The sequence below is a fragment of the Pelolinea submarina genome, assembly GCF_003966975.1.
Classification (GTDB): domain Bacteria; phylum Chloroflexota; class Anaerolineae; order Anaerolineales; family Anaerolineaceae; genus Pelolinea; species Pelolinea submarina.
On record NZ_AP018437.1, the window covers coordinates 962,464 to 988,571 of the forward strand.

11 protein-coding genes and 1 pseudogene (1 of these 12 running past the window's edge) are annotated in these 26,108 nt (G+C 56.8%); 2 read left to right on the forward strand and 10 right to left on the reverse strand.

All coding sequences use genetic code 11. From position 1 onward, the window contains the following. Window positions 1–16,912, forward strand: partial view of a M10 family metallopeptidase C-terminal domain-containing protein gene (locus tag Pelsub_RS15635; protein WP_158674974.1) — the end only. The gene continues 29,078 nt to the left of window position 1, outside the view; only the last 16,912 of its 45,990 coding nucleotides appear in the window; the start codon falls outside the window, past its left edge; the stop codon is at window positions 16,910–16,912. A gap of 84 nt (window positions 16,913–16,996) precedes the next feature. Here the strand turns inward: Pelsub_RS15635 and Pelsub_RS04335 are convergent, their stop codons facing one another. The 10 genes and pseudogenes from Pelsub_RS04335 to Pelsub_RS04375 all read right to left on the reverse strand — a co-directional run bounded on the left by Pelsub_RS04335 (window position 16,997) and on the right by Pelsub_RS04375 (window position 25,466). Then, window positions 16,997–18,064, reverse strand: coding sequence for a 4Fe-4S dicluster domain-containing protein (locus Pelsub_RS04335; protein ID WP_116224948.1), 1,068 nt, complete (start codon window positions 18,062–18,064; stop codon window positions 16,997–16,999). A gap of 176 nt (window positions 18,065–18,240) precedes the next feature. Continuing rightward, the gene (locus tag Pelsub_RS04340; protein WP_116224947.1) at window positions 18,241–19,677 is read right to left on the reverse strand and encodes a glycoside hydrolase family 1 protein; all 1,437 of its coding nucleotides are present in this window, start codon (window positions 19,675–19,677) and stop codon (window positions 18,241–18,243) included. Continuing rightward, window positions 19,664–20,026 carry a PTS lactose/cellobiose transporter subunit IIA gene (locus Pelsub_RS04345; protein WP_174233248.1) on the reverse strand — a complete coding sequence of 121 codons (363 nt, stop codon included), beginning with the start codon at window positions 20,024–20,026 and terminating at the stop codon, window positions 19,664–19,666. The genes Pelsub_RS04340 and Pelsub_RS04345 overlap by 14 nt, the downstream gene beginning before the upstream one ends. A gap of 138 nt (window positions 20,027–20,164) precedes the next feature. Continuing rightward, the gene (locus Pelsub_RS04350; RefSeq protein ID WP_116224945.1) at window positions 20,165–21,385 is read right to left on the reverse strand and encodes a PTS sugar transporter subunit IIC; all 1,221 of its coding nucleotides are present in this window, start codon (window positions 21,383–21,385) and stop codon (window positions 20,165–20,167) included. A gap of 15 nt (window positions 21,386–21,400) precedes the next feature. Next, entirely contained in the window at window positions 21,401–21,718 is a 318-nt protein-coding gene (locus Pelsub_RS04355; RefSeq protein WP_211314296.1) for a PTS sugar transporter subunit IIB, read from the reverse strand. Window positions 21,719–21,982: 264 nt separating this feature from the next. Then, entirely contained in the window at window positions 21,983–22,645 is a 663-nt protein-coding gene (locus Pelsub_RS04360; RefSeq protein WP_232528616.1) for a LysR substrate-binding domain-containing protein, read from the reverse strand. Between the two features lie 78 nt (window positions 22,646–22,723). Then, window positions 22,724–22,897, reverse strand: a pseudogene (locus Pelsub_RS15985) (LysR family transcriptional regulator); the annotation flags it as partial. A gap of 176 nt (window positions 22,898–23,073) precedes the next feature. After that, window positions 23,074–23,922 carry an LLM class flavin-dependent oxidoreductase gene (locus Pelsub_RS04365; protein WP_116224943.1) on the reverse strand — a complete coding sequence of 283 codons (849 nt, stop codon included), beginning with the start codon at window positions 23,920–23,922 and terminating at the stop codon, window positions 23,074–23,076. Between the two features lie 49 nt (window positions 23,923–23,971). After that, window positions 23,972–24,601 (reverse strand): FumA C-terminus/TtdB family hydratase beta subunit, encoded by a 630-nt coding sequence (locus Pelsub_RS04370; RefSeq protein ID WP_116224942.1) that lies wholly within the window; start codon window positions 24,599–24,601, stop codon window positions 23,972–23,974. Beyond that, entirely contained in the window at window positions 24,594–25,466 is an 873-nt protein-coding gene (locus tag Pelsub_RS04375; protein ID WP_116224941.1) for a fumarate hydratase, read from the reverse strand. Before Pelsub_RS04375 ends, Pelsub_RS04370 begins: the two co-directional genes overlap by 8 nt. Before the next feature lie 116 nt (window positions 25,467–25,582). On the opposite strand from Pelsub_RS04375, the gene Pelsub_RS04380 reads away from it, so the two are divergent. Next, a complete protein-coding gene (locus Pelsub_RS04380; RefSeq protein WP_116224940.1) occupies window positions 25,583–26,071 on the forward strand; it encodes a prolyl-tRNA synthetase associated domain-containing protein in 489 nt (162 codons plus the stop codon). Window positions 26,072–26,108 lie beyond the last annotated feature (37 nt).

Consider the following 26,108-nt stretch of genomic DNA (forward strand, 5'->3'; position numbering starts at 1 on the left):
GGTCTTCAGCGGCGATCTGGACGGCGGTGCGGGAACGGATACGCTGGATTACAGCGCATACGCGGACGCAATCGTGATCGACATAGCGGATAATTCGACTTCCAGCATCAGCGGTGTATACGAAAACATCGAAGCCATCATCGGCAGCAGCCAGACGGATGAAGTCAACGGGTTGGATGGGGACGACACCTTCAGTGTGACCGCAGTCAAGACCGTTTCCGTGAACGGCAGCCTGATCCTTTCGGCCATCGACCTGGTGAACGGCCTATTGGGCAGCGACACGCTCGATTTCAGCGCTTTCGCGGACGCGCTCGACCTGACCCTGACGGAGGAAACCGCACAAGGCTTTGGCGGGAATGAGATGAGTTCCGGCATTGCCTTCAGCGGCATGGAAATCCTCACCGGCAGTGGCAACCCGGACAGTATCAAAGGGCTGGACGCGGACGCGACCTGGCAGATGACCGGCAGCGCGGCCGGAACCTACAGCATTGGCGGCGGCAGCCTGGCCTTCTCCGGCATGGAGATCCTGACCGGCAGCGCCTGCCAGGATATTTTGGATTATTCGCTCTACACGAGCGGCGTCACCTTCAGCCTGAGCGCACTGGACGCTTACGGCAGTTTCAGCGGCAGCGCCAGCGGGCTGAGCGGCTTCTCCGGCATGGACCTGCTGATCGGCAGCACATTGGCTGACAGCCTGACCGGCAGGGACGCCGACGCGACCTGGTCCTTCACGGACACAGGCAACAGCTACCAATCCGGCGACAACGCCATCGCTTTCCGGGATATCGAAACGCTCAGCGGCGGTAATGAAAAAGATACCTTCAAGTTCACGGGCAGCGCCGGCTTCGCGGGCAGCCTCAACGGCGGCGCGGGCGCGGATGCTCTGGATTACAGCGCTTACACGGCCGGCGCGATCGCGATCGACCTGAGCACCTCCACCGCCACGGCCATCGGCGGCACTTTCGCCAGCATCGAGAGTTTCAGCGGTTCGGCCTTTGAAGACACGCTCACCGCGGGTTCGGGCAACGATGTGATTATCGTCAACGCCGTGGACAGCGGCACGATCAACGCCATTTACAGCTTCACGGCCATCGAGAACGTATCCGGTGGGGCAGGCGATGACCAGTTCGTCTTCGGTGAAAACGGCCGCCTGAGCGGCACGACCGGCGCCGAGGGCGGCAGCGGCAAGGATATGTTGGATTATTCTGGTGTAACAACTGCCCGCAACATCCACCTGACAGGCGTGGACGCGGACGGCTACGCCGGTTATGAACTGAACAATAATCAGAATTTCTCCGGCATGGATGTCCTGCTCGCCAGCACCAGTGGCAACGACCGCGTTTACGGCATCGCTGACAGCGCGGCCACCTGGACGCTGGACGGCGCGGACAGCACCTATCAATTGGATGGCGCCGCGCAACTGTTGGGCATCCTCGGCTTTGACCTGCTGTACGGCTCCAGTGGGGACGACACCTTCATCATCAGCGGCGCGGAAGTCGCGCGCATCTACGCGGGCGCGGGACACGACGACTTCGTCATGCTGGACGGCGCCACACTGGACGGCACATTGGATGGCGGCGGCGGTACCAATACCCTGGATTACAGCGATTACAGTACTTCCGTAACTGTGGACTTGTCCACATACGAAGCCACCGGTATCACCTCCATCGTCGGTATCCAGAACGTGATCGGCGGTTCGGCCGATGACGTGTTGATCGGCGATAACGGCGACAACATGCTCTCGGGCCGGGGCGGTAACGATGACCTGCGCGGCGGATTGGGCGACGACACCTACCAGTTCTTCGATGGATTCGGCAGCGACGTCATCACGGAAAGCGCGGATATCGAAGAAGATTGCATCGACTTGAGCAACCTGAGCGCTGACGCGCTGGTTGACCTGCCCAACGGGCTGGTCACGGTTGGCGCGAACACCATCACCTTCAACAATACCCGGATCGAGGTCTTCATCGGCGGAGCGGGCGCCGACACCTTCGACTTCGGCACCAATTACAGCCTGCCCAACAACGGGCGCATCGACGGTTTTGCCGGCAGCGACACGTTGGATTACGGCGATTACCTGAGCGGCATCACGGTTGACCTGAGCGCCGGAACCGCCACGGGCACGCACAGCATCAGCCATATCGAAAACGTCATCGGCACGCTCTACGCGGACGATCTGACCGGCAACGATCAGGACAACCGACTGGAAGGCGGCGCGGGTGACGATACCTATACCTTCAGCGGTGCGCTTTGGGGCAACAACCAGATCATCGACGACAGCGGCACGGATATCCTGGACCTGTCCGGGGTGAGCGTGGAGCTGGCCTTCGAAATTGGATTGGTTGACCTGAGCATCAGTTCCACTGGCGGCAGCCTGAGCGCCTTAAACAATATCGAAACGTTGCTGGGCGGCTCGGCGGACGATAACTTCGCCTTCGCGGACGGCGCAGTGTTGGCCGGCGGCGGGCTGGGCACCTTCATCAACGGCGGCGGCGGCAGCAACACGCTGGATTACTCGGCTTATACGACCGCGGTTTACATCAACCTGGGCGAACACATCGCCACCGGCTTGAACGATGAGCTGGCTGGCGGCTTCACCAACATCCAGAACGTAGCCGGCGGCAGCGGAGGCAACTACATCTATGGTGACGACGGTGACAACGTGCTGATCAGCACCTCCGGCAACGATCACCTGTACGGCCTGGGCGGAGACGATACCTACATCTTCCGCGACGGCAGCGGCATCGACGTGGTTTATGAAGACATCGACGGCGGTTACGACACGCTGATCTTCGAGAGCAGCACACGCGGCGTAGTATTCACCTTCTATAGCGACCGCGTGGAAGTCGTGGGCGGCACGGACAGCGTGACCCATTACGGCGGCAACGTGGAAGCCTTTGTCGGCACCGATCTGGATGACCGCTTTGTGTTGGAAGCCGGCGTTTCACTGACCTACGCCAAACTGGATGGCGGGTTGGGCAGCGACCAGATCGACTTCAGCGCTTCTACCACCACCCGTAAGGTAACCCTGACCGACCTGGGCAGCCTGGACGGCTTCCAGGGCACCGAAACCGGCTTGGGCGGCTTCGATAACGTGGATGAATTGATCGGCAGCGGCCTGAACGGCGACAGCCTGACCGGCATGGACCAGGACGCAACCTGGTATCTGGGCGCGAGCGAATCTTACGAAAGCACCAACACGCTGGACTTCTCCGGCTTTGAATTGCTGACCGGCGGCAGCGCGGACGACCGCTTTGAGATCGAGGCCGGCGCAACCTTCGCCGGCACGCTCAACGGCGGTGCGGGACACGACAGCTTCGACCTGAGCGGATTGGCCGGCGACACCAGCACGGTGCTGAGCGGCAAGGGCGCGCTGGACGGTTTCAGCGGCACGAGCAGCGCCTTCGCGGGCAGCTTCACCAACATCGACGAAGTGCTCGCGGGCAGCGGCGCGGCCGACGGTTTGAGCGGATTGAATGAAAACGCCACCTGGCATTTGGGTTCTACCTACCAATATGAGAGCACGCACACGCTGGACTTCAGCGGATTTGAGAGTCTGTTGGGCGGCAGCGCGGTGGACGTCTTCTCGATCGAAGGCACGGGCAGCTTCGCCGGTACAGTGAACGGCGGGGCGGGCAGCGACCGCATCAGCTACGCCAATTATGCGGGCAGTGCCGAAATTAATTTGGGCGCAGGCACCGCTACCGGCTTGGGCGGCTATAGCAGCATCGAAGGCGCGCTGGGCAGTGCCAACGACGATACATTGGTCGGTACCTCCGGCAATGACACCTTCAGCATCACATCCAGCGCCGCTGGTTCCGTGAACGGCAGCTTCAGCTTCAGCAGCTTCGAACTGCTGGCGGGTAGCAGCGGCTGGAACATTTTGGACTACAGCGCTTACGGCTCGGCGGTGACGGTGGATATTGAAACCGGCACGGCCACAGGCGTAACGCATTTCAGCGCTATCGATGAATTTGTGGGCAGCAGCTCCGCGGCAGATCAACTGCACGGATCCGCGGCAGGCAGCACCTTCACTATTAGCGGCCTGAACAGCGGCGCGCTGGAGGGGCTGGCCTTCAGCAGTTTCGAGAACCTGTTCGGCAGCGATGGCAGCGACACTTTCGCGTTCGCGGATTCCGGCGCCATTGGTGGCCTCGTCAATGGCGGTTTGGGCGCTAACGGGCTGGATTACAGCGCATATACGGCCGGCGCGGTCAGCGTGAACTTGAATAACTCCATGGCCACAGCCATCGGCGGAACCTTTGCGAATATCACCGTCTTTGCTGGCAGCGCGGCGGCGGATTCCCTGACCGCTACGGACGGCAATAACACCATCGTCGTAAGCGGCGCGGACAGCGGCACGGTGGACGGGCTTTACAGCTTCAGCTCCTTCGAAAACCTGCTGGCGGGCAGTGGCGATGACACCATCGCCTTTGTGGGCGACGGCAGCCTGAGCGGCAGCCTGGACGGCGGCAGCGGTACGGACACGCTGGACTTCAGTACTTACAACAGCGGCGTGACCGTGAACCTGAATAGCGGCACGGCCGATATGCTGGGCGGCACGTTGAGCGGCATCGAGAACCTGGTCGGTTCGGACTTTGCCGACGACCTGACCGGCAGCAGCGGCGCCAACCGCATCGAAGGGCGGGCGGGTGACGACAGCTTGAGCGGCCTGGGCGGGGACGATAGCTATATCTTCCGCGACGGCAGCGGCGTGGACGTGGTGTTCGAAGACATCGCGGGCGGAACCGATACACTGGTCTTCGAAAGCAGCACGCGTGGCGTGGAATTCACCTTCTACACGGATCGGGTGGAAGTCATCGGCGGTACGGATAAGGTAACGCACACCGGCGGCAATGTGGAAGTATTCCTGGGCACCGACCTGGATGACCACTTTGTGCTGCAAGCCGGCGCGGCCCTCACCAATGCCAAACTGGACGGCGGTTTGGGCAACGACAGCCTGGATTACAGCGCCTACGGCAGCATCCGCCAGGTCGTCTTGACCGACCTGGGCAGCCTGGACGGCTTCCAGGGCACGGAAGCGGCGGCGGGCAACTTCGACAATATCAATGAAATTATCGGCAGCGCCGTGAGCGGCGACAGCCTGACCGGCATGGACGCGGACGCGACCTGGCACATCGATGCAACCACCCAATATGAAAGCACCAACCTGCTGGACTTCAGCGGTTTCGAGCTGCTGGCCGGCAGCAGCGGACATGATACATTCGACCTGAGCAACCTGTCCGGCGACACCAGCACGGTGCTGACCGGCAAGGGCGCAGTGGACGGTTTCAGCGGCACGAGCAGCGCCTTCGCGGGCAGCTTCACCAACATGGATGAAGTGCTGGCGGGCAGCGGCGCGGCCGACAGCCTGACCGGCATCAACGAAGACGCCACCTGGCACCTGGGCAGCGCGTACCAGTACGAAAGCACCCACACGCTGGACTTCAGCGGCTTCGAACTGCTGGTGGGCGGCAGCGCGGACGACATCTTCGCGCTGGAAGGCACGGGCAGCTTCGCCGGCACGGTGAACGGCGGGGCAGGAAATGACCTGATCAGCTATGCGGCTTATGGCGGCAGCGCCGAAATTAATTTGGGCGCGGGCACGGCCACCGCTTTGGGCGGCTATATCAGCATCGAAGGCGCGCTGGGCAGCATCTACGACGACACGCTGATTGGTACAGCCGGCAACGATACCTTCAACGTGACCGCGGATGGCAGCGGCATGGTCAACGGGGTCTTCTCCTTCACAGCTTTTGAGGTGCTGGATGGCGGTTTGGGCATGGACGTGCTGAGCCACGCGGGCTACGCCACGGCTGTCCTCCTCGATCTGGAAAATAACACAGCCAGCGGTGTGGACGCTTTCAGCAGCTTTGAAGCTTTCGTGGGCAGCGGCAGCGCGGCGGACGAGATCCACGGCAAAGCTGCCGGCAGTATCTTCACCATCAACGGCGCTGACAGCGGCACGGTCGATACGGCCCTCTTCAGCGCGTATGAAAGCCTGTTGGGTGGAATGGCGGACGATATCTTTGCTTTCGGCGGCAGCGGCAGTTTGCGCGGCTGGCTGAACGGCGGGCTGGGCACGGACACGCTCAACTACAGCCTGTACGGCAGTGCGGTTGTCACCGACCTGGCTAACCTGAAGTCCACGGGCGTCACCGGCAAGGTGAGCGCTATCGAGAACGTGGTTGGCAGCGCCTATAACGACACCCTCGGCGGCGACAACAACGACAACGTCCTGCAGGGGCTGGGCGGAAACGATACGTTGAACGGCAAGGGCGGCAGCGATACTTATATCTTCGCGGACGGATTCGGCCTGGATACGGTCAGCGACAGCGGCACTAGCGGAATCGATCGGATCGACCTGAGCGGGTTGAGCGACGCGGTGACCCTGCGCATCTATAAGAGCGGTTTGAAGGTACTGTCGGGCGCCAACCAGATCACGTTCAATGCCACTATTGAAGAGATCCTGGCGACGACGCACGACGACCGCATCGAGCTGGAAAGCGGCGCGGCCTACAGCGGGCGCATCGACGGCAACGACGGCGTGGATTGGCTGGATTACTCGGCTTACACGGCCGGGGTAACCGTCGACCTGGCGACCTCCACCGTACCCGGCATTGGCACTATTGCTTCCATCGAGGGCGTGCTGGGTTCTGTCTATGATGACTGGCTGTACGGCGATGATGGCGACAATATGCTGCAGGGCGGTTTGGGTAACGACTACCTGGCCGGGCGCGGCGGCGATGACACTTACCGCTTCGCGGATGGTTTTGGCAGCGACGTAATTGTTGAGTTGGACGGCGAAGGCGTCGACACGATGGACTTCTCGGCAGTCGACCAATCGCTAACCTTCACCTTCTACTCGACCCAGGTCACGGTAAGCTACGGTTTGAACATGGCCGTGCATGACGGCATCTTCATCGAGCACTTCATCGGTGGCAGCGCGGACGACCTGGTGGTGATCAAGGACGGCGCGGTGGTGGACGGCACGCTGGACGGCTCGGACGGCAAGTTGATCCTCGATCTGAGCGATTACAGCAGCGGCACGGCCTTCACCCTGACCGGCGTGGGCACCAATCGCGGCTTCCAGGGCTACGCGGATATCATCCCGGCCGGCTTCGACGACGTGGAAGAGATCATCGTCTCCCTGACCGGATTCGACGTGTTGACCGGCATGGACACGGACGCGCTGTGGGAGCTGCAGAGCACTTCCGGCACCTACACCGCCGCCAACGTCCTGATCTTCAGCGGCTTTGACAGCCTGGTGGGCGGCAGCGGCATGGATACCTTCCGGGTGAGCGAAGGCGCGACCTTCGCGGGCGGTATCTCCGGCGGCGCCGGCTCGGACGTTTTGGATTACAGCAGCTACAGCAGCGACATCCATACCACGGTAGTGTCGAATGACGCGCTGTTGGGCCTGAGCGGCATATCCAGCGCTCTGGCGGACGGATTCGCTTCCATCGAGAGCATCCTGGCCGGCAGCGGCAGCAACAGCTTCACCGGATTGGACGGTACGGCCACCTTCACATTGGGCACGGTTGTGCGCTACTCGGTTGAGGGGCTGTACATTGACCTGCAGGACTTTGATTTTCTGAATGGCGGCAGCGGCGCGGACACCTTTGTGCTGGATGGAACGGAGACGTACAGCGGCGGTTTGAACGGCGGCGCGGGTTCGGATACGCTGGATTACAGCGGCTACAACACGCGCGTCGACGTGAACCTGGTGAATGCCACCGCCACTGGCATCAACGGCGGTCTGGCGGGCGGGTTTGCGGGCATCGAGAACGTGATCGGCTCGGCTTACGACGATACGCTCATCGGCAACGACGAAAATAACACGCTGACCGGCGGCGCGGGTGATGACACCCTGCAGGGCGGCGCGGGCAGTGATACCTACGTGTTCGGCGACAATTGGGGCCAGGATACGGTGACGGATTCGGCCGGCACGGGCGACGCACTGAACTTCGGCGACGTCACAGAGGCTTTGACCGTTGATCTGCTGGGTGGCCGCATCGAAAGCGGCATCAACTCGGTTACCTTCAACGGCATCGAGGCTGTGCACGGCGGCCAGGCGGACGATACCTTCTATATCGACGGTACCCAGACCTACAATCTGTACGGCAACGCTGGCGACGACCAGTTCATCTTCCTGAACGAAGGGCGCCTGCTGGGCCTGATCGACGGCGGCGCGGGCAGCGACCTGCTGGATTACAGCGGCGACACGACCACCAGCGCGGTGCAGTTGTACTTCAACCTGACGGCTGTCGGCGCGGACGGCTTCGACGGCACCGAAGAGCACAGCATCCAGGACGGTTTCCTGGGCATCGACCTGATCTATAGCGGGTTGGGAATCGATACATTGGAAGGCTTGGATCAGACGGCTGCCTTCGATATCTACGGCGACCACATTGATTACCTGACCGGTTCATATCTGCTGTACACCAGCGGTATTGAGAACCTGGTGGGCGGCAAAGCCGACGACACCTTCATCTTCAATGGCGATGCGGTCCTGCCGGGCAGCTACAACAGCATCGCCGGGCGCGCCGGGACGGACACGCTGGATTACAGCCTGTACAGCGAACGCGTCAGCGTTGACTTGCTGACGGGCGAAGCCACCGGTGTGCTGAACGGTATTTCCAGTATTGAAAATGTAATTGGCAGTGACAGCGGCAGTGAAATTTATGGCGATAATAACGCCAACCACCTGGTGGGTACTGCCGGTGATGACGAAATCTTCGGCCGGGGCGGGAATGACATTCTTGAGGGACGCGGCGGTAACGACCTGCTGGATGGTGGCCTGGGGAGTGATACGGTGGATTACTCCACTAACATGAGTGAAGGGGTCACGGTTGACCTGACCCTAGGCCAAGCCAGCAGTGCCGAAAGCGGCGAGGATACCCTGGTCAGCATTGAAAATATCGTCGGTACGATGTTCGCCGACATCCTGATTGGCGACAGCGGCAACAACACCATCACCGGTTTGGGCGGCGACGACTCGCTGACCGGCAACGCAGGCAACGATACCTACGTCTTTACGGACGGTTGGGGCAGCGACAGCATTATCGATAGCGCCGGGTTCGACAGTCTGGACCTGACGGGCGTGACCAGCGACCTGACCTTCGCGATCGGCCTTTCTGACTTATACGTTTATGACCCGGACAATGAAATTGTGGATGCTTCCTTCGCCATCGAGAACCTGTACAGCGGTTTGGGCGATGACCAGTTCATCTTCGCGGACGGCGCGCAGATCGACGGACGCGTGGACGGCGGTATGGGCGCGGACACGTTGGACTACCGCGCGGCCAGCGACAGCATAGCGGTCACGCTGGAAGACCTGGGCAGCCAGGACGGCTACGCCGGCGCGGATGAGCTGGTGCCCTCCGGGTTCGATAACATCAATATCCTGTTGGGCAGCACATTGGACAACACCCTGACTGGGCTGAGCCACGACAGCCATTGGACCGTCGCGGGCGCGACCAACTTCTATCAGGCGGATGACAGCCTGGAGGTCCTGACCTTCAGCGGCTTCTACTGGCTGATCGGCAACAACGGCGACGACGTCTTCACCATCCAGAGCGGCAGCCAATCCGTGCTGATCTGGGCGGGCGATGGCGACGACACGCTGGTGATGGAAGCCGGCGCCGTGTTGGACGGCTTCTTCGACGGGCAGGCCGGACTGGACACGCTGGATTACAGCGGCTTTGACCTGGCACGCAGCTTCAGCCTGCTGCCGGCATTGGGCGAGACGGATGGTTTCGACATTCGCGTGGATTCCATCACGGCGGACGCCCTCAACATGGAACAGATCCTGGGCACGGCCTTGAACGACGAACTGATCGGGCGCGACGCACAGGCTACTTTCAATATTTATAGCGGGCTGGATAATTACGTGGACGAGACCAGCGGGCGCGTGCTGTACTTCGATGCCATCGAAGACCTGTATGGCGGCTCGCAGGTGGACACCTTCAACATGTACGGCGACCACAGCGGCAGCCTGCACGGTATGGGCGGCGATGATACTTTCATCTTCTACAATTCCGCGGAATTAACCGGTTACCTGGACGGCGGCGCGGGCAGCAACAGCCTGGATTACAGCGATTACGACAGCGCGCGCAGCTTCGACCTGACCGGGTTCGGCAGCCAAAGCGGTTATGACGGCACGGAAGCCAGCATCAGCCTGGAATTCCGCAACATCAGCAGCATCAGCGGCCACAGCGGCGCGGGCAATGACAGCCTGCAGGGCCTGGATGCGGACGGCGTTTGGACGGTGGATGGCGTTGGCAGCGGTAATTACCTGCCGCAGGGCGCGCTAAGCGCGCTGGCCATGGCTTCCATCGAAGACCTGATCGGCGAGGACGGTCTGGATACCTTCAGCTTCGTTGAGGGCGGCCAGTTGAACGGCAACGTCAGCGGCGGGGCAGGCGCCAACGTGCTGGATTACAGCGGTATGACCTCCCCGGTTTCCATCACGCTGAGCGCGTACGACGCGCTGGCCGGCTTCAGCGGCAGTGAATCGGTGGTGATGGGCGGCAGCTTCAGCGGCATTCACGAACTGCTGGGCGGCTCCGGCGTCGACAGCCTGTACACACTGGATGCGGACAGCAGCTTCCACATCGACCGGACCAACGGCGGCAGCTACCACGTTGCCGAAGCCGTGCTGCTCTTCTCCGGTATCGATAACCTGATGGCCGGTTCCGGCGCGGACAGCTTCACCATGGAAGGCAGCGGCAGCATCGGCGGCACGCTGGACGGCGGAGCGGGTGTTGATTGGCTGGATTACAGCAATTACGATAACGGTGTCACGGTCAATTTGACCAGCGGTTTGGCCAGCGGCACGGGCGGCCTGGCGCGCATCGAGAACCTGGCCGGTTCGGCCTTCGATGACAGCCTGACCGGCGACGGCGTGGTCAACCGCATCGAGGGTAATGCCGGCAACGATATCCTCAACGGTATGGGCGGGGATGATACTTTGGTGGGCGGCCTGGGCAATGACCGCTACGTCTTCAACGACAATTGGGGCGTGGACATGGTCATGGAGAACAGTAGCGCAGGTTCCGATACCATCAGCCTGGAGAACGTTACCAGCGGCAGCACCTTCCGCTTCGATCTGAGCGGCGGTTTAACCATCGCTACCATCCTGAACGGCGCCAACCAGGTGCTGCAGGATAATTACCAGGTCGAGAACTTCACCGGCGGCAGCGGCGACGATACCTTCACCTTCGGCAAGGGTACGGTCTTGTCCGGCCTGATCGACGGCCATTTGGGCAGCGACACGCTGAATTACGCCGAACGCAAGGTGGCTGTGAAAGTAACCCTGACCGGCATCGGCACACTGGACGGCTTCCAGGGCACCGAAACCAGCCTGGGTTCCTTCGATAATATCAACGCCATCATGGGCGGTTTGGTCGCGGATATCCTGACCGGACACAACGCGGATACGCTCTTCCACATTGAAGACGGGAATTTATTCCTGCAGGATGTAGCTTCCGGACGCAATCTGGCTTTCAGCTCGTTTGAAACCCTGAGCGGCGGTTCAGCGGATGATACCTTCGCGATGATTGGCAGCGTGGTCTTCAGCGGCAAGCTGATGGGCGGGGCCGGCAGCGACACCATCGATTACAGCGCATATACCACCAGCATCACCGTCAACCTGGCTACCGGCAGCGCCACCGGCGTGACCGGCGGCATCAGCAGCATCGAGAACCTGATCGGCAGCCCGGTCGGCAACGTCATCTATGGCGACGATCACGACAACATCCTGATCGGCACAAGCGGCAACGACACCATTTACGGCAAGGGCGGCAACGATACCCTGATCGGCCTGGGCGGGAATGACATCCTGGACGGCGGCACAGGCATCGACACGGTCGATTACCACCTCAACACCGACGGCGTGACCGTTACCCTGACCAGCACGGGCGGCACCGCCGTGAGCGTTTCGGGCGGCACGGACACGCTGGTCAGCATCGAGAACGTGATCGGCAGCGCCTTTGACGACATCATCACCGGCAACGCCGGCGACAACCGCATCGAGGGCGGCGCGGGCAATGATACGCTCAACGGCGGCGCGGGCAACGACACTTATGCCTTCGCGGACGGCTGGGGCACTGACACGGTCGCGGACCTGAGCGGCGTGGATACTTACGACTTCAGCGCGGCGATGAATGTACTGACCTTCACGGTTTCGGGTTCACAGATCAGCGTCAGCGCGCTGGGCGGCACCCTGACGACCCTGTCGGGCAGCATCGAACGCTTCATTGGCGGCGCGAATGACGATACCTTCATCTTCAAAAAAGACGCTTCCTTTGCCCTGAGTGTGGACGGGCAGGATGGCGATAACCACTTCGACCTGAGCGACTTCAACTTCGCGGTCGAGATCGACCTGCTCTCCGTCGGTTCGCTGAGCGGCTTCAACGGAACCGTCAGCGGCAGTTGGAACATTGCTTTCACCAATATCAGCCGGATCACGGCCGGCTCATCCACGAACGACCTGCTGGTTGGGCTGGATGAGGCTGCGACCTGGCAGGTGGATGACAGCGCTATCCTTTACAGCGCGCTCGGCCGCGGCCTGACCTTCAGCGGCGTGGAAAACCTGCTGGGCGGCGACGGCGATGATACCTTCGCATTCATCAACCTCGGTTCGCTGAACGGCAGCCTGGACGGCGGCGCGGGCACGAACAGCCTGGATTACAGCGGCTACAGCGCGGCGGTCAGCGTGGACCTGAGCGACAGCACCGCCACGGCCATCGGCGGAACCTTTGCCAACATCAACAGCTTCACTGGCAGCGCGGCTGCCGATACCCTGAGCGCGCCCAACAGCGCCAGCACCATCACCATCGACGGTGCGGATAGCGGTAATGTCAACAGTATTTACTTCTTCAGTTCCTTCGAGAACTTGCTGGCGGGCAGCGGCGACGACAGCATCGCCTTTGTGGGCGACGGCAGCCTGAGCGGCGGCCTGCAGGGCGGCTCCGGCATGGATACGCTGGACTTCAGCGCGTACGGCCGCGGCGTGACGGTGAACCTGAACATCCATTCGGCCGACGTGTTGGGCGGCAGCCTGGGCGGCATCGAGAACCTGATCGGTTCAGCCTACGCCGATGACTTGACCGGCAGCACCGACGCCAACCGCATCGAGGGCGGGGCGGGCGATGACAGCCTGAGCGGCCTGGGCGGGGACGATATTTATATCTTCCGCGACGGCAGCGGCATGGACGTGGTCTTCGAGGATATCGGCGGCGGAAGCGACACATTGGTCTTCATCAGTAATACCCGCGGCGTGGAATTCCACTTCTATGCGGACCGCGTGGAAATCAGCGGCGGCACGGACAAAGTGACCCACACCGGCGCGAACGTAGAGGTCTTCACCGGCACACAGCTGGATGACCGCTTCGTGCTGGAGGCCGGCGCGGCCATGGGCAGCACCAAACTGGACGGCGGTTTGGGCGACGACAGCCTGGATTACAGCGCCTACGGCAGCGCCCGCCAGGTGACCCTGAGCGGTTTGGGCAGCCTGGACGGCTTTGCGGGTAGCGAAGCGGCTGTGGGCAGCTTCGACAACATCAATGAATTGATTGGCAGCGCGGCCGCGGGCGACAGCCTGACCGGCATGAACGCGGACGCAGCCTGGAAATTGGGCAGCAGCTACCAATATGTCAGCACGCGCACGCTGGACTTCTCCGGCTTCGAAAGCCTGTTGGGCGGCAGCGGCGCGGATACCTTCCAATTGCAGAATGGCGTGACCTTCGCCGGCACGGTAAATGGCGGCGCGGGCAGCGATAAACTGGATTACTCAGCTTACGGCAGCAGCGTAACGGTGGACCTGGGCGCGGGAACGGCCAGCGGCCTGAACGGCTTCAGCAGCATTGAAAGCGCTTTGGGCAGCAGCATGGGCGACACCCTGACCGGTACGAGCGGCAACGATACCTTCAGCCTGACCTCCGCCGGCAGCGGCACGATCAACAGCACCTTCAGCTTCAGCAGCTTTGAATACCTGGCAGGCGGGGCCGGCTGGGATATCTTGAGCCACAGCGCTTATACCACAGCCGTGGTTCTGGATATCGACGCGGGCACGGCCAGCGGTATCAGCGGCTTTAGCGGATTCGAGGAATTTGTGGGCGGCGCCTCCACGGCGGACGAGATCCGCGGCGCGGCAGGCGGCAGCAGCTTCACAGTCGACGGCGCCAACAGCGGCACGGTGGACGGGCTGGTCTTCAGCGCGTACGAGAACCTGCTGGGGCGCGGCGGGGATGACACCTTCGCCTTCAGCGGCAGCGGCGGTCTGAGCGGTTGGCTCAAGGGTGGCCTGGGTACGGATACGCTGGATTACAGCCTGTACGATTCTGCCGTTACGGTCAGCCTGTTGGGCGGCACCGCCACCGGCGTAACCAAGGGCATCAGCAGCATCGAGAACCTGATCGGCAGCCCCTTCGGAAATACCATTTACGGCGATAACAATGACAACATCATCATCGGCACGAATGCCAATGACACCATCTACGGCCTGGGCGGGAATGACATCCTGATCGGCCTGGGCGGCGATGACATTCTGGACGGCGGTACGGGCAGCGACACGGTCGATTATCACCTCAATACAGACAATGTGAGCGTGGTCCTGACCGCCACCGGCGGCACAGCCGTCAGCGGTTCGGCCGGAAATGATACCTTGTTGAGCATCGAGAACGTGATCGGCAGTAATTTCGACGACGACATCACCGGTAACGAAGCTGACAACCGCATCAACGGCGGCCAGGGCAACGATACCCTGCGCGGCGGAGCGGGCAGCGACACTTACGTATTTGGAGCGGATTGGGGCCAGGACATCATCGTGGAGATCGATGAGATCGGCAGCGACACGCTGGACTTCTCCGCTTTAAGCGACGCGCTGACCTTCGCCATTCAGGAAAGCGGTCTAGCAGTGCTGAGCGGCTTGAACACCGTCACGGTAGCCGGAACATTTGTAGAGAATCTGGCTGGCGGCACGGGCAACGACACCTTCATCTTCGAGGATAAGGGTGTGTTGAACGGCACGCTGGACGGACGCGAGGGCATCAACAGTATTGACCTGTCGGCTTCCAGCACGGCGGTCAACGTTACCCTCAGCGGCGCGTCAACCTATCTGGGTTTCAACGGCCTAATCGACACGGTGCTGCCGAACGGGTTCAAGAATATCTCCACTATCCTGGGCAGCGCTACCTCGAGCACGGATAGCATCCGGGGCGCCAATCGCGCATCGCAGTGGACCATCGGTGAACTCGGCATGGCTTACAGCCTGGATGGCAAGAGCATCGCCTTCAGCGGCTTTGAGATCGCCCAGGGCGGTACGGCAGCCGACACCTTCACCATTTCCGGCACAGTCGGCCCGATTGACTTGTTGGGCGGCGCTGGCGACGACAGCTTTGTCTTCCTGGATGACGCCGAACTACTGGGCAACCTGGACGGCCAGAGCGGCAGCAACGCACTGGATTACTCGGCTTACCTGACGCCGCGCAACTTCCACCTGACGGGCGTCGGTACGTTCAGCGGATTCAACGGCACGGAAGCCAGCATCATTGGCGGCGAATTCATGAATATCGGCAATATCCTGGGCGGCGCGGAAACCGACTCATTGAGCGGATTGGATGCCGTGGCGACCTGGCGCATTACCGGCAGTGGCAGCTACACGGCCGAGGGCGCAACTCTCTACCACGACGGCATTGATACCTACATTGGCGGCGCGCTGGTGGATACCTTCATCTTCAACGACGGCGTCGTCGTTCCCGGCAACATCGACGGCCGCGGCGGCAGCGACGTTCTGGACCTGTCTAAGTACACAACAGACGTTTATATCAACCTGACCTCCGGTGTGGCATCAGTGGTGGCGGGCGGGTTGACCTCCGTCGAAAACGTGATCGGCGGCAGCGGCGACGATATCATCTATGGTAGCAGTAAAGCCAATTCCCTGACCGGCGGCACCGGCAATGACCAGTTGTTTGGGTTGGGTGGTGATGATTACCTGTACGGCGGCGGCGGGGCGGATTATCTGTCCGGTGGCGACGGCACCGATACAGCTTTCATGGCGCAATTATTATCCGATACGCTGGATAGCATTGAAGTGCTGCTCTATAAGAAATCCGGCGGGTATGCACACACCGAAGTGGTGCTCAACGGTACTCGCTACTTGCAGCCGGATGTGATCTTCGCGTTGGAAGATGTGATCTACGACTTGTATCTGCGAACTGATACCATCCTGGCGATGGATATCCAGGGAATGCAGAATATTGGTGAAGCAGACTTCATGGTGCTGCCGGCCGGTTACTCAGGCAATGTGCATTATACGCAATTGCGTAATTCCGACCTGCCCGAGGCTTTGCCTGAGGGTTATCAATACGTGCGCGGTCTGCATCTGATGAATGACGGTACATCCAATGGCGGTTCTGTTTTCGTGAACTTCCTGATCTCCGAGGAATTATCCGGTAAGGACCTGGCTATCCTGGTGTGGGATGCTTCGCTGAACAACGGCCAGGGCGGCTGGGTGGAACTGCCGGCTACATTGATCTGCTGCAAAGACGGCATAACCTACGATGGCAACCGCGTGCGCTATGAGGTCCAATCCATCAAGGATACCGGCAATGGCTGGTTGGATGTGGTGGTGCAGGTGAATTGCTATAAGAGTGGACAAGCCGAGACCTTATACGAATTCACTATGAAGGTGAAAAAGGAAGACCTGGATAATGGCTTGCAAACCGGCCGCAATAACCCGGTGTTGATCCCGACTACTGGCGCGGACCGGACTTTCGATGTGTACAACTCAGCTACGGCTGCCCTGTTGAACCAGTTGTTCAGCGATCCGGACACGATGGGCGAGAGCGCGCGTATGGCAGCCCAAACCGCCCAACCCGACTACGTGGTGCTGGTGGAAAAGAAATAAGGCATTCAACCGGTGAACACCTTTTTTGCCAAATTTATTATGGCAAATAATAACTTTCATAAACCATCTTTCGGGATGGTTTTTTTATTCAGGTTTATCTGTCAAGCCGCGGGAGGCTGCGCGTTGGCTGCCCCAATCGATAAGGGTTTCCGGGATAGGCATAACTTCTTCTTCCGGCCGACGGATGAGTGTTAGCGCCTCACTGGGACAATTCGGTACACATACGCCGCAGCCCACACAGCTTACCGCATTGACCTGAACCGTGGTGTCCATAGATAGAGCTTTAAATTGACAATAATCCAGGCAGGTTTCGCATCCGATACATAAAGAATCATCGACTGTGCATACAAAAGCGGAGCGCGCGATTACATTGGCAATTCCCAGTTTGGCAACCCCTTGGAGAATACCGCATGAGCAAGTGCAACAGTTACAGATGTAGTAAATACCCTGCTGATTGTTGCTAACTGAATGAACCAGTCCCGAATCCGAGGCGCGTTTTAGGGTGGCCAGCGCCTCTTCTTTGGTGACAGCATGGTAAAAAGCGTGATTTTCAAACGCTCTTTCCCTTGGGCTGAGCACCATACATACATCAATAGGATGCTCGCAAGCCTCGCCGATCAGCGCTTTCTGTTTACGACAAATACAATCGAGGACTGCCCATGATTTTGCGTCGTTGACCAGGTCCAGTATATTTTCATAGGGGTGAATTTCCATCGACTTGCTTACCGTCTGATTAACAGGGACAACCCGATGATACTGCGGCTGCACCTGCATCACTTCAGCAAATGCCTTTTGGTAATAATCCTCGAATAGCAAAGCCATTTCTTTATCAATGGACGCAGCTTGATTCTCGTAAATTCCCACTACAAAGGGCAGTAGCCCAAACCTGAGTCCGCCTTTACCTAATTCAATCGTGATCAACCCCCGTTTGGCCATCGTTTTAAGCTGCTGGAGCAATTCCCTGACCTCACGGCCGGTTCGCGCGGCGATATCATCCACTGATTCAGGTTGTGCGTAAAGCTGGGCGGCAATATCCGCTTCTTCAACCGTAAATATCTTTTCAAGCAGCCTTAAATGAACGCCATCTTCTGTTGGTGGATAACCATTTGGCAGTGAATCCAGTTTTTCAGCGAGCAGTTCATAATTATTCATGCTATGTATACCTTCTCTTTATTATCAAAACCGTCAGATTCCTTTAGATTGCTATTAAGTTATGATACCTTATAATTAACAATTATATGTATATTTAATACTCCTTTATAAAATTAAAATCAGGCTAATCCATTTTTGGATTAGCCTGATTGAGGTTGAATTATTTCGCCAGCGTTTTAGGAAAGGTCTTCCCCATTGCTGGCGATGACTTTTTTATACCAGGTATAGCTGTCCTTGATTGAGCGTTTTCCGCTGCCCTTGCCGTAATCATCCATGTCCACATAGATAAAGCCGTAGCGCTTAGTGATCTCGGAGGAGGTGCAGCTGATGATGTCAATCGGACCCCAGGGGAAATAACCGAAGACGTCCACGCCGTCCAGCACGGCTTCACGCATCTGTTCGACATGGTCACGCAGGTAATCGATGCGGTAATCGTCGTGGATACTGCCGTCCTTTTCGACCTCGTCAAAATGGCCCAGGCCGTTCTCGGCGATCATGATGGGCATGTGATAGCGGTCCCAATACATGTTCAGTTTCGTGCGCAGGCCGATGGGATCGATGCCCCAGCCCCAAGCATTCGCCTGGATAAAGGGATTATCGTAGGCCGTCTTTTTCTGCTTGACGCTTTCCGCGTCGGCAATGCGCGTTAAGTAGTAGGAGATGGCCATGAAATCAGCGGTGTTTTTGAGGATATCCTCGTCATTCTCGCCGAATTCGACGTGGATACCCTTTTCCTCGAAAAAGCGGAAGGCATAACCGGGATACTCACCACGCATGAGCACATCGCCGTAGAAATATTCCATCTGGTTACGACGGTAATTGGCGAGTACATCTTCGGGTTTGCAGGTGGCAGGGTAGCTGATCGCGTCTGTAAACATCATGCCAATGTGCAAATCCGGATAGTGTTCACGCGCATATTTGGTGGCTTTAGCGCTGGCGACCATTTCGTTATGGACGCCCTGGTACTTGGCTTCCAGCAGGTTTTCGACCTTGTCCTCGGCGATACCCAGATGGTTGAAGGATTCATGCACGATCAGGTTGATCTGGTTGACGACGATCCAGTATTTGACCTTGCTGCTGTAGCGGTCGAACAAAACTTCGCAATAACGCACAAAGAAATCGATCAATTCGCGCGAGTACCAGCCGGTGTAATTGAGAGTCAGGTTCAGCGGCATTTCGTAATGCGAAATGGTGATAACGGGTTCCATGTCCAGGGCGATGATCTCGTCGATCAGGTTGTCGTAGAACTTCAGACCTTCCTCATTGGGTTCCAACTCATCGCCGTTGGGAAAAATACGCGTCCATGCAATGGAAGTGCGGAATGAATTTAGGCCCATTCCTTTGAGCAGTTTCAGGTCATCTTTGTAGGTATGATAAAAATCGATGCCCCAACGCTTGGGAAAAACACCTTTGTCATCCTGCATAGCCTCTTTTATGTAATCGGTCGAGGTTTCTTCATTATATTTTTTATTAAGCGGTATATCATTGCGGAATTGTAAAATATCGGCTACGCTCCAACCCTTACCACCTTCCTGCCAGGCACCCTCGCATTGATTGGCCGCCACCGCGCCGCCCCATAGGAAGTCTTTCTTAAAGCCTTTAATTTGTTTCATCGCAGTTTTTCATCCCTTCTTCAAGTTTTTCAATTCTATGATTCAATGACTCAAAAACTTTAAATAAAGATTTTGAAAGTCCAATTTCCGAATTAATTGTCATCAATGTATCCTGGGCATGTGTGAACAAAACCGAATATTCAATATGATTACCGCTTGCTTCTGATTGGATCATCGTGGTATGTACTTTGTGTGCTTCAACCAATTTTTTACTTGCTGCCTCAAATTGATTCGCTGCCAGCTCAAAATCGTTTTCAGCCAGCGCTTTAAGCGCTTTATGATTCAACAGGTGCGCATCCCCTGCTTTTATAATTATTTCCATAGAAGTTTTGATCAATTCTTCATTCATGGATAATCTGCTCCACAAAAAACTTATCTTTATTTTTTACCAGCGAACTATCAAAAATAAACAGGCTCTACGAGGAACACAATCCCTGCAATAGAGCCTGTTTCGCCATTTGTTCAGGCTATTTCAAGGCTGTGTAATCTAATTTTCCGCTACCAAGCGCTGTTTTTCATCAATCTTGAAGAACGGATACCAAATCAGTGTTGAAACTGCCGCAACGACTGCCAGCAGAATGAGTGCGTTGACGCTCTTCGTGATCAGCCAGGTTGAAACTGGGAAGGGCATGTACCATGCGTCGAACAACATTGCGGGGATCGGCGCGAAGTGAATGACCTTTGTGAATAACCAGACAATCCCGGGGAGAATAAGGCCCTGGAGCCACATGGGAACCATCAGGATGGGGTTCCAGGCGATGGCGCCAAAGACAACCGGTTCGTTGATGTTGAAGATACCGGGGACCAAGCTAGCGGTGCCGATCGCTTTATGATATTTGTCTTTGGAAAGCATCATCATGATTACCAGGGGCAAGGTGCAGCCGGTGCCACCAATCCAGAGGTAAGTAGAATAAATCGTCTCACCGGTAACCAGGTGTAACGCATCGGCTGTGAGCAGGGCACCGGAAGCAGCCAAGGCAACGTTTGCAGCGGAAGCAGCCAACCGCACCGGGCTGAAAACAGGAGTCAGCACCCAGGTGGAGATACCCATTGAATAAAGGAAAGTGTAAACGAACATTGCAATAGTGAAGCCATACCAGGTCTCGATGAAACCAGCCAAAGGTTTAAAGACAGACACGAGTCCGGAATAAATATCCACAGAGAGGATATCGACAGCGACCCAACCGGTGATAACAACGATACCGATTGGCAGCATGGCATCGAACCAGGCCCTGACGAAGTCCGGCATTACGGAATCTTCCTTAAAGAAGGAGAACTTGCCAAACAAATTCATGATCAAGCCTGAGAAAAGGCCGCAGGTAATGGCGATAAACATACCGCCAGCACCCAGGGCTTCGTGCCCAAAGCCGATTGTGCCATCCGCAACCACCTGAGGGGTGATGACGATCAGGAACAGGACGAGACCGGACATGCCGGCAATCAATCTCTGTTTCCTGAGGTTTTTCTTTTCCATCAGGTTGAACGGGATCAGGAATGCCACAAACAGGGAAACCACACCCATGGTCCAGCCGAACGGTGTCCAAAAACTTCCGAATTTAATGGCAATGATGCAGAATAATGAGCCCAATAAAATAAATGGCAATATTTGCATGATGGAATCTTTAACCGCTAAGATCCAAACATTGCTATTTACTTTGCGCATTGCCGGCGCAAAACTGTTTTCCAACCAATTCATAAATTTCTTCATCTCTAATCCTCCAAATTATTTAAACAATGTCACGATATGGTCCAAGGCTTGTTCACCATTCAGGGTCGCATAGTAATCGGGTTTCATTAATGCAACCTTTATATCTTTGCCTTGGATAATTTTAGAAACATCTTCCTCTAGGTAGGCGAGGTGAGGGCCGATCATCAGGCAATCAATATCATTAATATAGTTCTCTATTTCTGCCTCACTTCTTGCCGTCACAGTTACATCCAATCCTCGTTTAACGGCAGCTTTCCGAATATTTGAAGCCATGAAACCGCTGGATGCCCCTGACCCGCAAACTAGTAGAATTCTTATTTGTTTTTTCTCCAAATTTTTACTTTCTGAGAGTATACATTCTCAATTTTCTTTACTTAATCAAAACGATCAATATTTATTTCTTATAACTGCGAACCTCCTTTTGTTTAGATTTGGTAATAAGAACGAAATAATTGCTTTTGTACAGTATAGGGGGGTGGAAATGAGATGTAAAATAGACGCTGTTTATCGGATGTATAACTATCGGTTATAAATAAAAAACCTCCTTGAAAAGGAGATTTTTTATTTTTTATGAAATATTAAACAAATATAAATTAATCAAGCCAGTGTTCTGGAGTATTCAAAATCAGCTGCAGCTTTAACTGCATTATTCTTGACCAGATCAATAACCTTTGCCAGCCGTTTGAAATCTTTTTTGTAATACCATAAATAGATATATCGGTTTGAATATAAAGCGTTGACCCTGATTTTCTTCCAAGCTTTCGGATCCTGCTGGTTGTCATTGAATAAGTGGGTGCTTGAACTTACAAGGTAGGAATATTGTATTTCTTTGCGCATTTGTTGAAATAAAAGCGGATCCAATCGCAGACCGATATTTAACTTACACCGGTTGATTTTTAATATTTCCTTGATCCAGCTATCAATATCCGCCTTGGTCTCAATATATAAAAGTGGTTCTCCCTGGATTTCATTTAAAGGGATCCATTCGCGAAAAAAAAGACGATGGTCACTCGGGATATTTAAGAGCAACTGTTCCTGAAATAACAAAACTTTTTCCAGACCTTGCGAGCCATAATGGCGCAGGTAGTAATCATCGGCAATAACGATGTCAGCGTGTTTATTGATCAACATGTTCGGAATTAAATCATCCGGAATAACCTGTAAATCCAGACTGGCGTTTTGCCCATCAAAATAACCATCCAGCAATTCCGGCAAATAATACCCGGTGCCAAGAATCTTGATTCGCTTATTATCATCCAAGCATTTGAATTCCTGCTGCGCACTATCGATGGTGGTGATGATTAAATCCGCATATTCCAGCAGGCGCCGGCCTTCTTTGGTAATATTGAGTTTTTGCCGGCTGCGATAGAAGAGTTTGCAACCTAATTCAGCTTCAAGGTTTTTCAAGGTTTTACTAAGGGCAGGTTGGGAAATATATAAGGTCTCGGCAGCCTTGGTCAAGCTTTCACACTCGGCAATAACCTTAAATTGTTCCAACTGATCGCTATTCATTCAACAGCCTATTTTCCTTGGAGACAGCGGGGAATTTTTCCTGAATTTAACAAGACATACTCTGTTTAAGGCATTTTAGCACATATTGCGCAGGTATTTCTTGGTCATGAAAAATTGTTCATTGTAGATAAACAATAAAAACCTTTATCGTTATTGCCCCGATATCCCGTTAGGATTCATTCCTCAGGCGGCCCTGCCTGGAGATACGCGCGCATCTGTTCGAGCGGCCAGTCACTTTTCCAGTCCGCGCCGAAGTGGGTGGGATAGAGCTGCACCAGCAGCCAGGTCACACCGACCGCGGTGTAGCGCTGCGGTTCCTGCGCCTGGGTAGGGGACAGACTGTAAGCCACATCGAAGGGCTGCGGCGACGTTCGTTCGGATAATGTGAACTGAATAGCTTGCTGAAGTTCATCAATATCGTCATCCACCGCCGGATTAGTCTGGGGGATCATGCCATCCCAACGTGCCATGCGGCGGAAGGGGGCTTTGTGCGGCCAGTTGCCGGCTACCCAGACAGGAATGCGCGGCTGCTGCTGAGGCGTGGGCAGGAAACTGCTTTCTTTCACGTGATAATGCTGCCCGTCAAACAAGAAAGGCTCCCCGCTCCATAGGCCGTTGATGATCTCCAGCCCTTCGTCCAACATGACGGCGCGTTTCTTCAGGTCCATTTCCTCGTTGAAATTGCCCCATTCGACATCCGCGCCGCCGCCGCTGCCCAGCCCCACGCCCAGAATCAGGCGGCCGTTGGAGAGCTGGTCGAGCGTGACCGCTTCGCGCGCCACTTTCCAGGGGCGCCGGCGGGCCAGGGGTGTGACCAGCGCGCCGAAACGAATGCGCTGTGTACGCGCGGCGATGGCGCTCATGGAGACCCACACGTCGGCCACATTGGTGGGCCAGTAGCGTGTGAGATGGTCCCATAGGAAAAAGCCATCCCATCCGGCTTCTTCAGCCAGGACTGCCAGCTCGGCCAGCACGCAGGCGTCCCCGTAGGGTCCAAAATTGGGTAAGTAAAGGCCAAATTTCATCGTGGTTCCCTCCTGATAATCAATCATTCTTGCGGAAACTTGCGGGGTATTATCCAAGCAGGTTTTCTAAATTCCATTTCGAGCGGGTCAATATCTGCTCGTGCAAGCTGCGGTTGTGCGCGTCCATGGTCACCACAGCGGGAAAATTTTCGACACGGATCACCCACATGGCTTCGGGCATGCCGAATTCTAACTTGTATACGTCCAGCACTTCTATCACTGACTGAGCGATCAGGGCGGCCGCTCCGCCGACGGCGTGGAAATAAACCGCGGGTGTTTGTGCGCAGGCCTGCAGGGTGGCAGTGCCCATGCCGCCCTTGCCGATCACGCCTTTCAGGTTGAAGTGCTGTATGATCTCAGCTTGGTAGGGTTCCTCACGGATGCTGGTGGTTGGTCCGGCGGCGATGAATTGGTAGCTGCCGTCCGGCAACTCCGCGACGATCGGCCCGCAGTGATAGATCAGGCCGTTATTTAAATACGGTTTGAGCGCATCATAAACAATAAGGTCGTCTAAGGTGGGCGCGACGGACTGGCGGATGAAACGCTCGTACAGCCATTGATGCGCGCGGTCGCGGGCGGTCACGATGACACCGTTCAGCAGGACGGAATCGCCGCTATGCAGGCTCAGAATGGCTGCGTCTGCGATGGGGGTGGTCAGGGAGACGGCTGCTTCAGTCATAGATCGCTTTTCCGTAAGCCAGGGTCAGGCTGCGGCGGCGGAAAGCCCAGCACATGTAGGACACGCTGACAAAGTAGGAGGCGGGCAGGCGGTGCAACTGAGTAATGCGCGTTCCCAAGACGGTGGTATGTCCGCCCATCCCCATGGGGCCGATGTCCAGCTGGTTGGCTTCGCGCGTGATGCGCGCCTCCAACGTAGCGATCTCCGGGTCGATATGGTGTTCACCTATCTTCTCCAAGAAAACTTCCTTGGAAGCCGCGAAAGAGGTGCTGCGGTCGCCGCCGATGGCGATGCCGAGAAAGCCGGGAGCGCAGCCGCGGCCCTGGGCCTGGAAGACCGCATCCAGGGCGGCTTTACGTACGCCTTCCAGGTCGCGATCGGCTTTCAGGCGCGCGTCGGGCAGGGCATATTGGCAGCCGACATTCTCGCAGCCGCCGCCCTTGAGCAGCAGGGTGATGCGCAGATCGCTGCCGGTGTGTTCTTCAAAATGAAATTCGGGAAAATACGCGTCACCCAGGTTGTCGCCGCTGTTGCGGCCGGTCAGGCTGTCCACGGCGTTGGGGCGCAGGTAGTTTTTTTCGGTCGCTTCAGACACCGCGGCGCGGATGATGGCCTTCAACTCGAGGGTGGAATAACTCTGCGGGTACTCCACGTAGAAGATAGGCGTGCCGGTATCCTGGCAAATGGGCGTACTGTTTGCGCGTGCGATGGCCGCGTTGCGCAGCATGGTTTGCAGGACATTGCGCGCGGTGGAAGCCTCGTCCTCCCATTCGGCGGCATCCTGCAGGGCTGTTTCCACATCCGGCGGCAGGCTGGTGGCGGTCAGGCGGATCAGTTCGAGGAGCTGCGCTTGGAGATCAGACATACTTTATTTTAACCGGGTTATCGCCTGTTGTTGAACTTGCTTTGGGGAAAGATTACCGGTTCACTCCATATCCTTATCAATGAGGGACGACCGTTGTACAATAATTCGATCTTGCGATGATGGATAAACAAGGCGTTTACACTCTATTGGACCAAGCTCATATTCCCTATGAGGTTTACGAGCATCCCCCCGTTTACACGATCGAGGATCTGGACGCGCTGGATTTGCCGCAGACGGAACAGATCGTTAAAAACCTGTTCCTGCGCGACGATAAGAAGAAAAACTTCTACCTGGTGAGCGTGCCCGGCCACCGCAGCGTCAACCTCAAAGCGCTGGCTGAACGCATCCCCAGCCGAAAACTGAGCTTTGCCAGTGAGGCCGACCTGTGGGAACGGCTGTGGCTGGAAAAAGGGCACGTGACCCCGTTGGGGATCTTGAACGATGAACAGAAAGAGGTCACGGTGGTGTTCGACCGCGCGCTGCGGGGTCGGCAGATCGGCATCCATCCGATGGAAAACACAGCCACCATTTTCCTGGCTTGCGAGGATGTACTCGGGTTGGTGGAAGAACACGGAAATCCGATTGTGCTGTGCGATTTTTCTTAAGAACCGGCACTTACCCTGTACGATCTTGTAGCCTGGT

Coding starts and splice junctions, on each gene's coding strand:
- Pelsub_RS04350 (WP_116224945.1), bottom strand. CDS start 21,385: ATGAAGAAATTTATGAATTGGTTGGAAAACAGTTTTGCGCCGGCAATG.
- Pelsub_RS04340 (WP_116224947.1), bottom strand. CDS start 19,677: ATGAAACAAATTAAAGGCTTTAAGAAAGACTTCCTATGGGGCGGCGCG.
- Pelsub_RS04335 (WP_116224948.1), bottom strand. CDS start 18,064: ATGAATAATTATGAACTGCTCGCTGAAAAACTGGATTCACTGCCAAAT.
- Pelsub_RS04370 (WP_116224942.1), bottom strand. CDS start 24,601: ATGACTGAAGCAGCCGTCTCCCTGACCACCCCCATCGCAGACGCAGCC.
- Pelsub_RS04345 (WP_174233248.1), bottom strand. CDS start 20,026: ATGAATGAAGAATTGATCAAAACTTCTATGGAAATAATTATAAAAGCA.
- Pelsub_RS04380 (WP_116224940.1), top strand. CDS start 25,583: ATGATGGATAAACAAGGCGTTTACACTCTATTGGACCAAGCTCATATT.
- Pelsub_RS04375 (WP_116224941.1), bottom strand. CDS start 25,466: ATGTCTGATCTCCAAGCGCAGCTCCTCGAACTGATCCGCCTGACCGCC.
- Pelsub_RS04365 (WP_116224943.1), bottom strand. CDS start 23,922: ATGAAATTTGGCCTTTACTTACCCAATTTTGGACCCTACGGGGACGCC.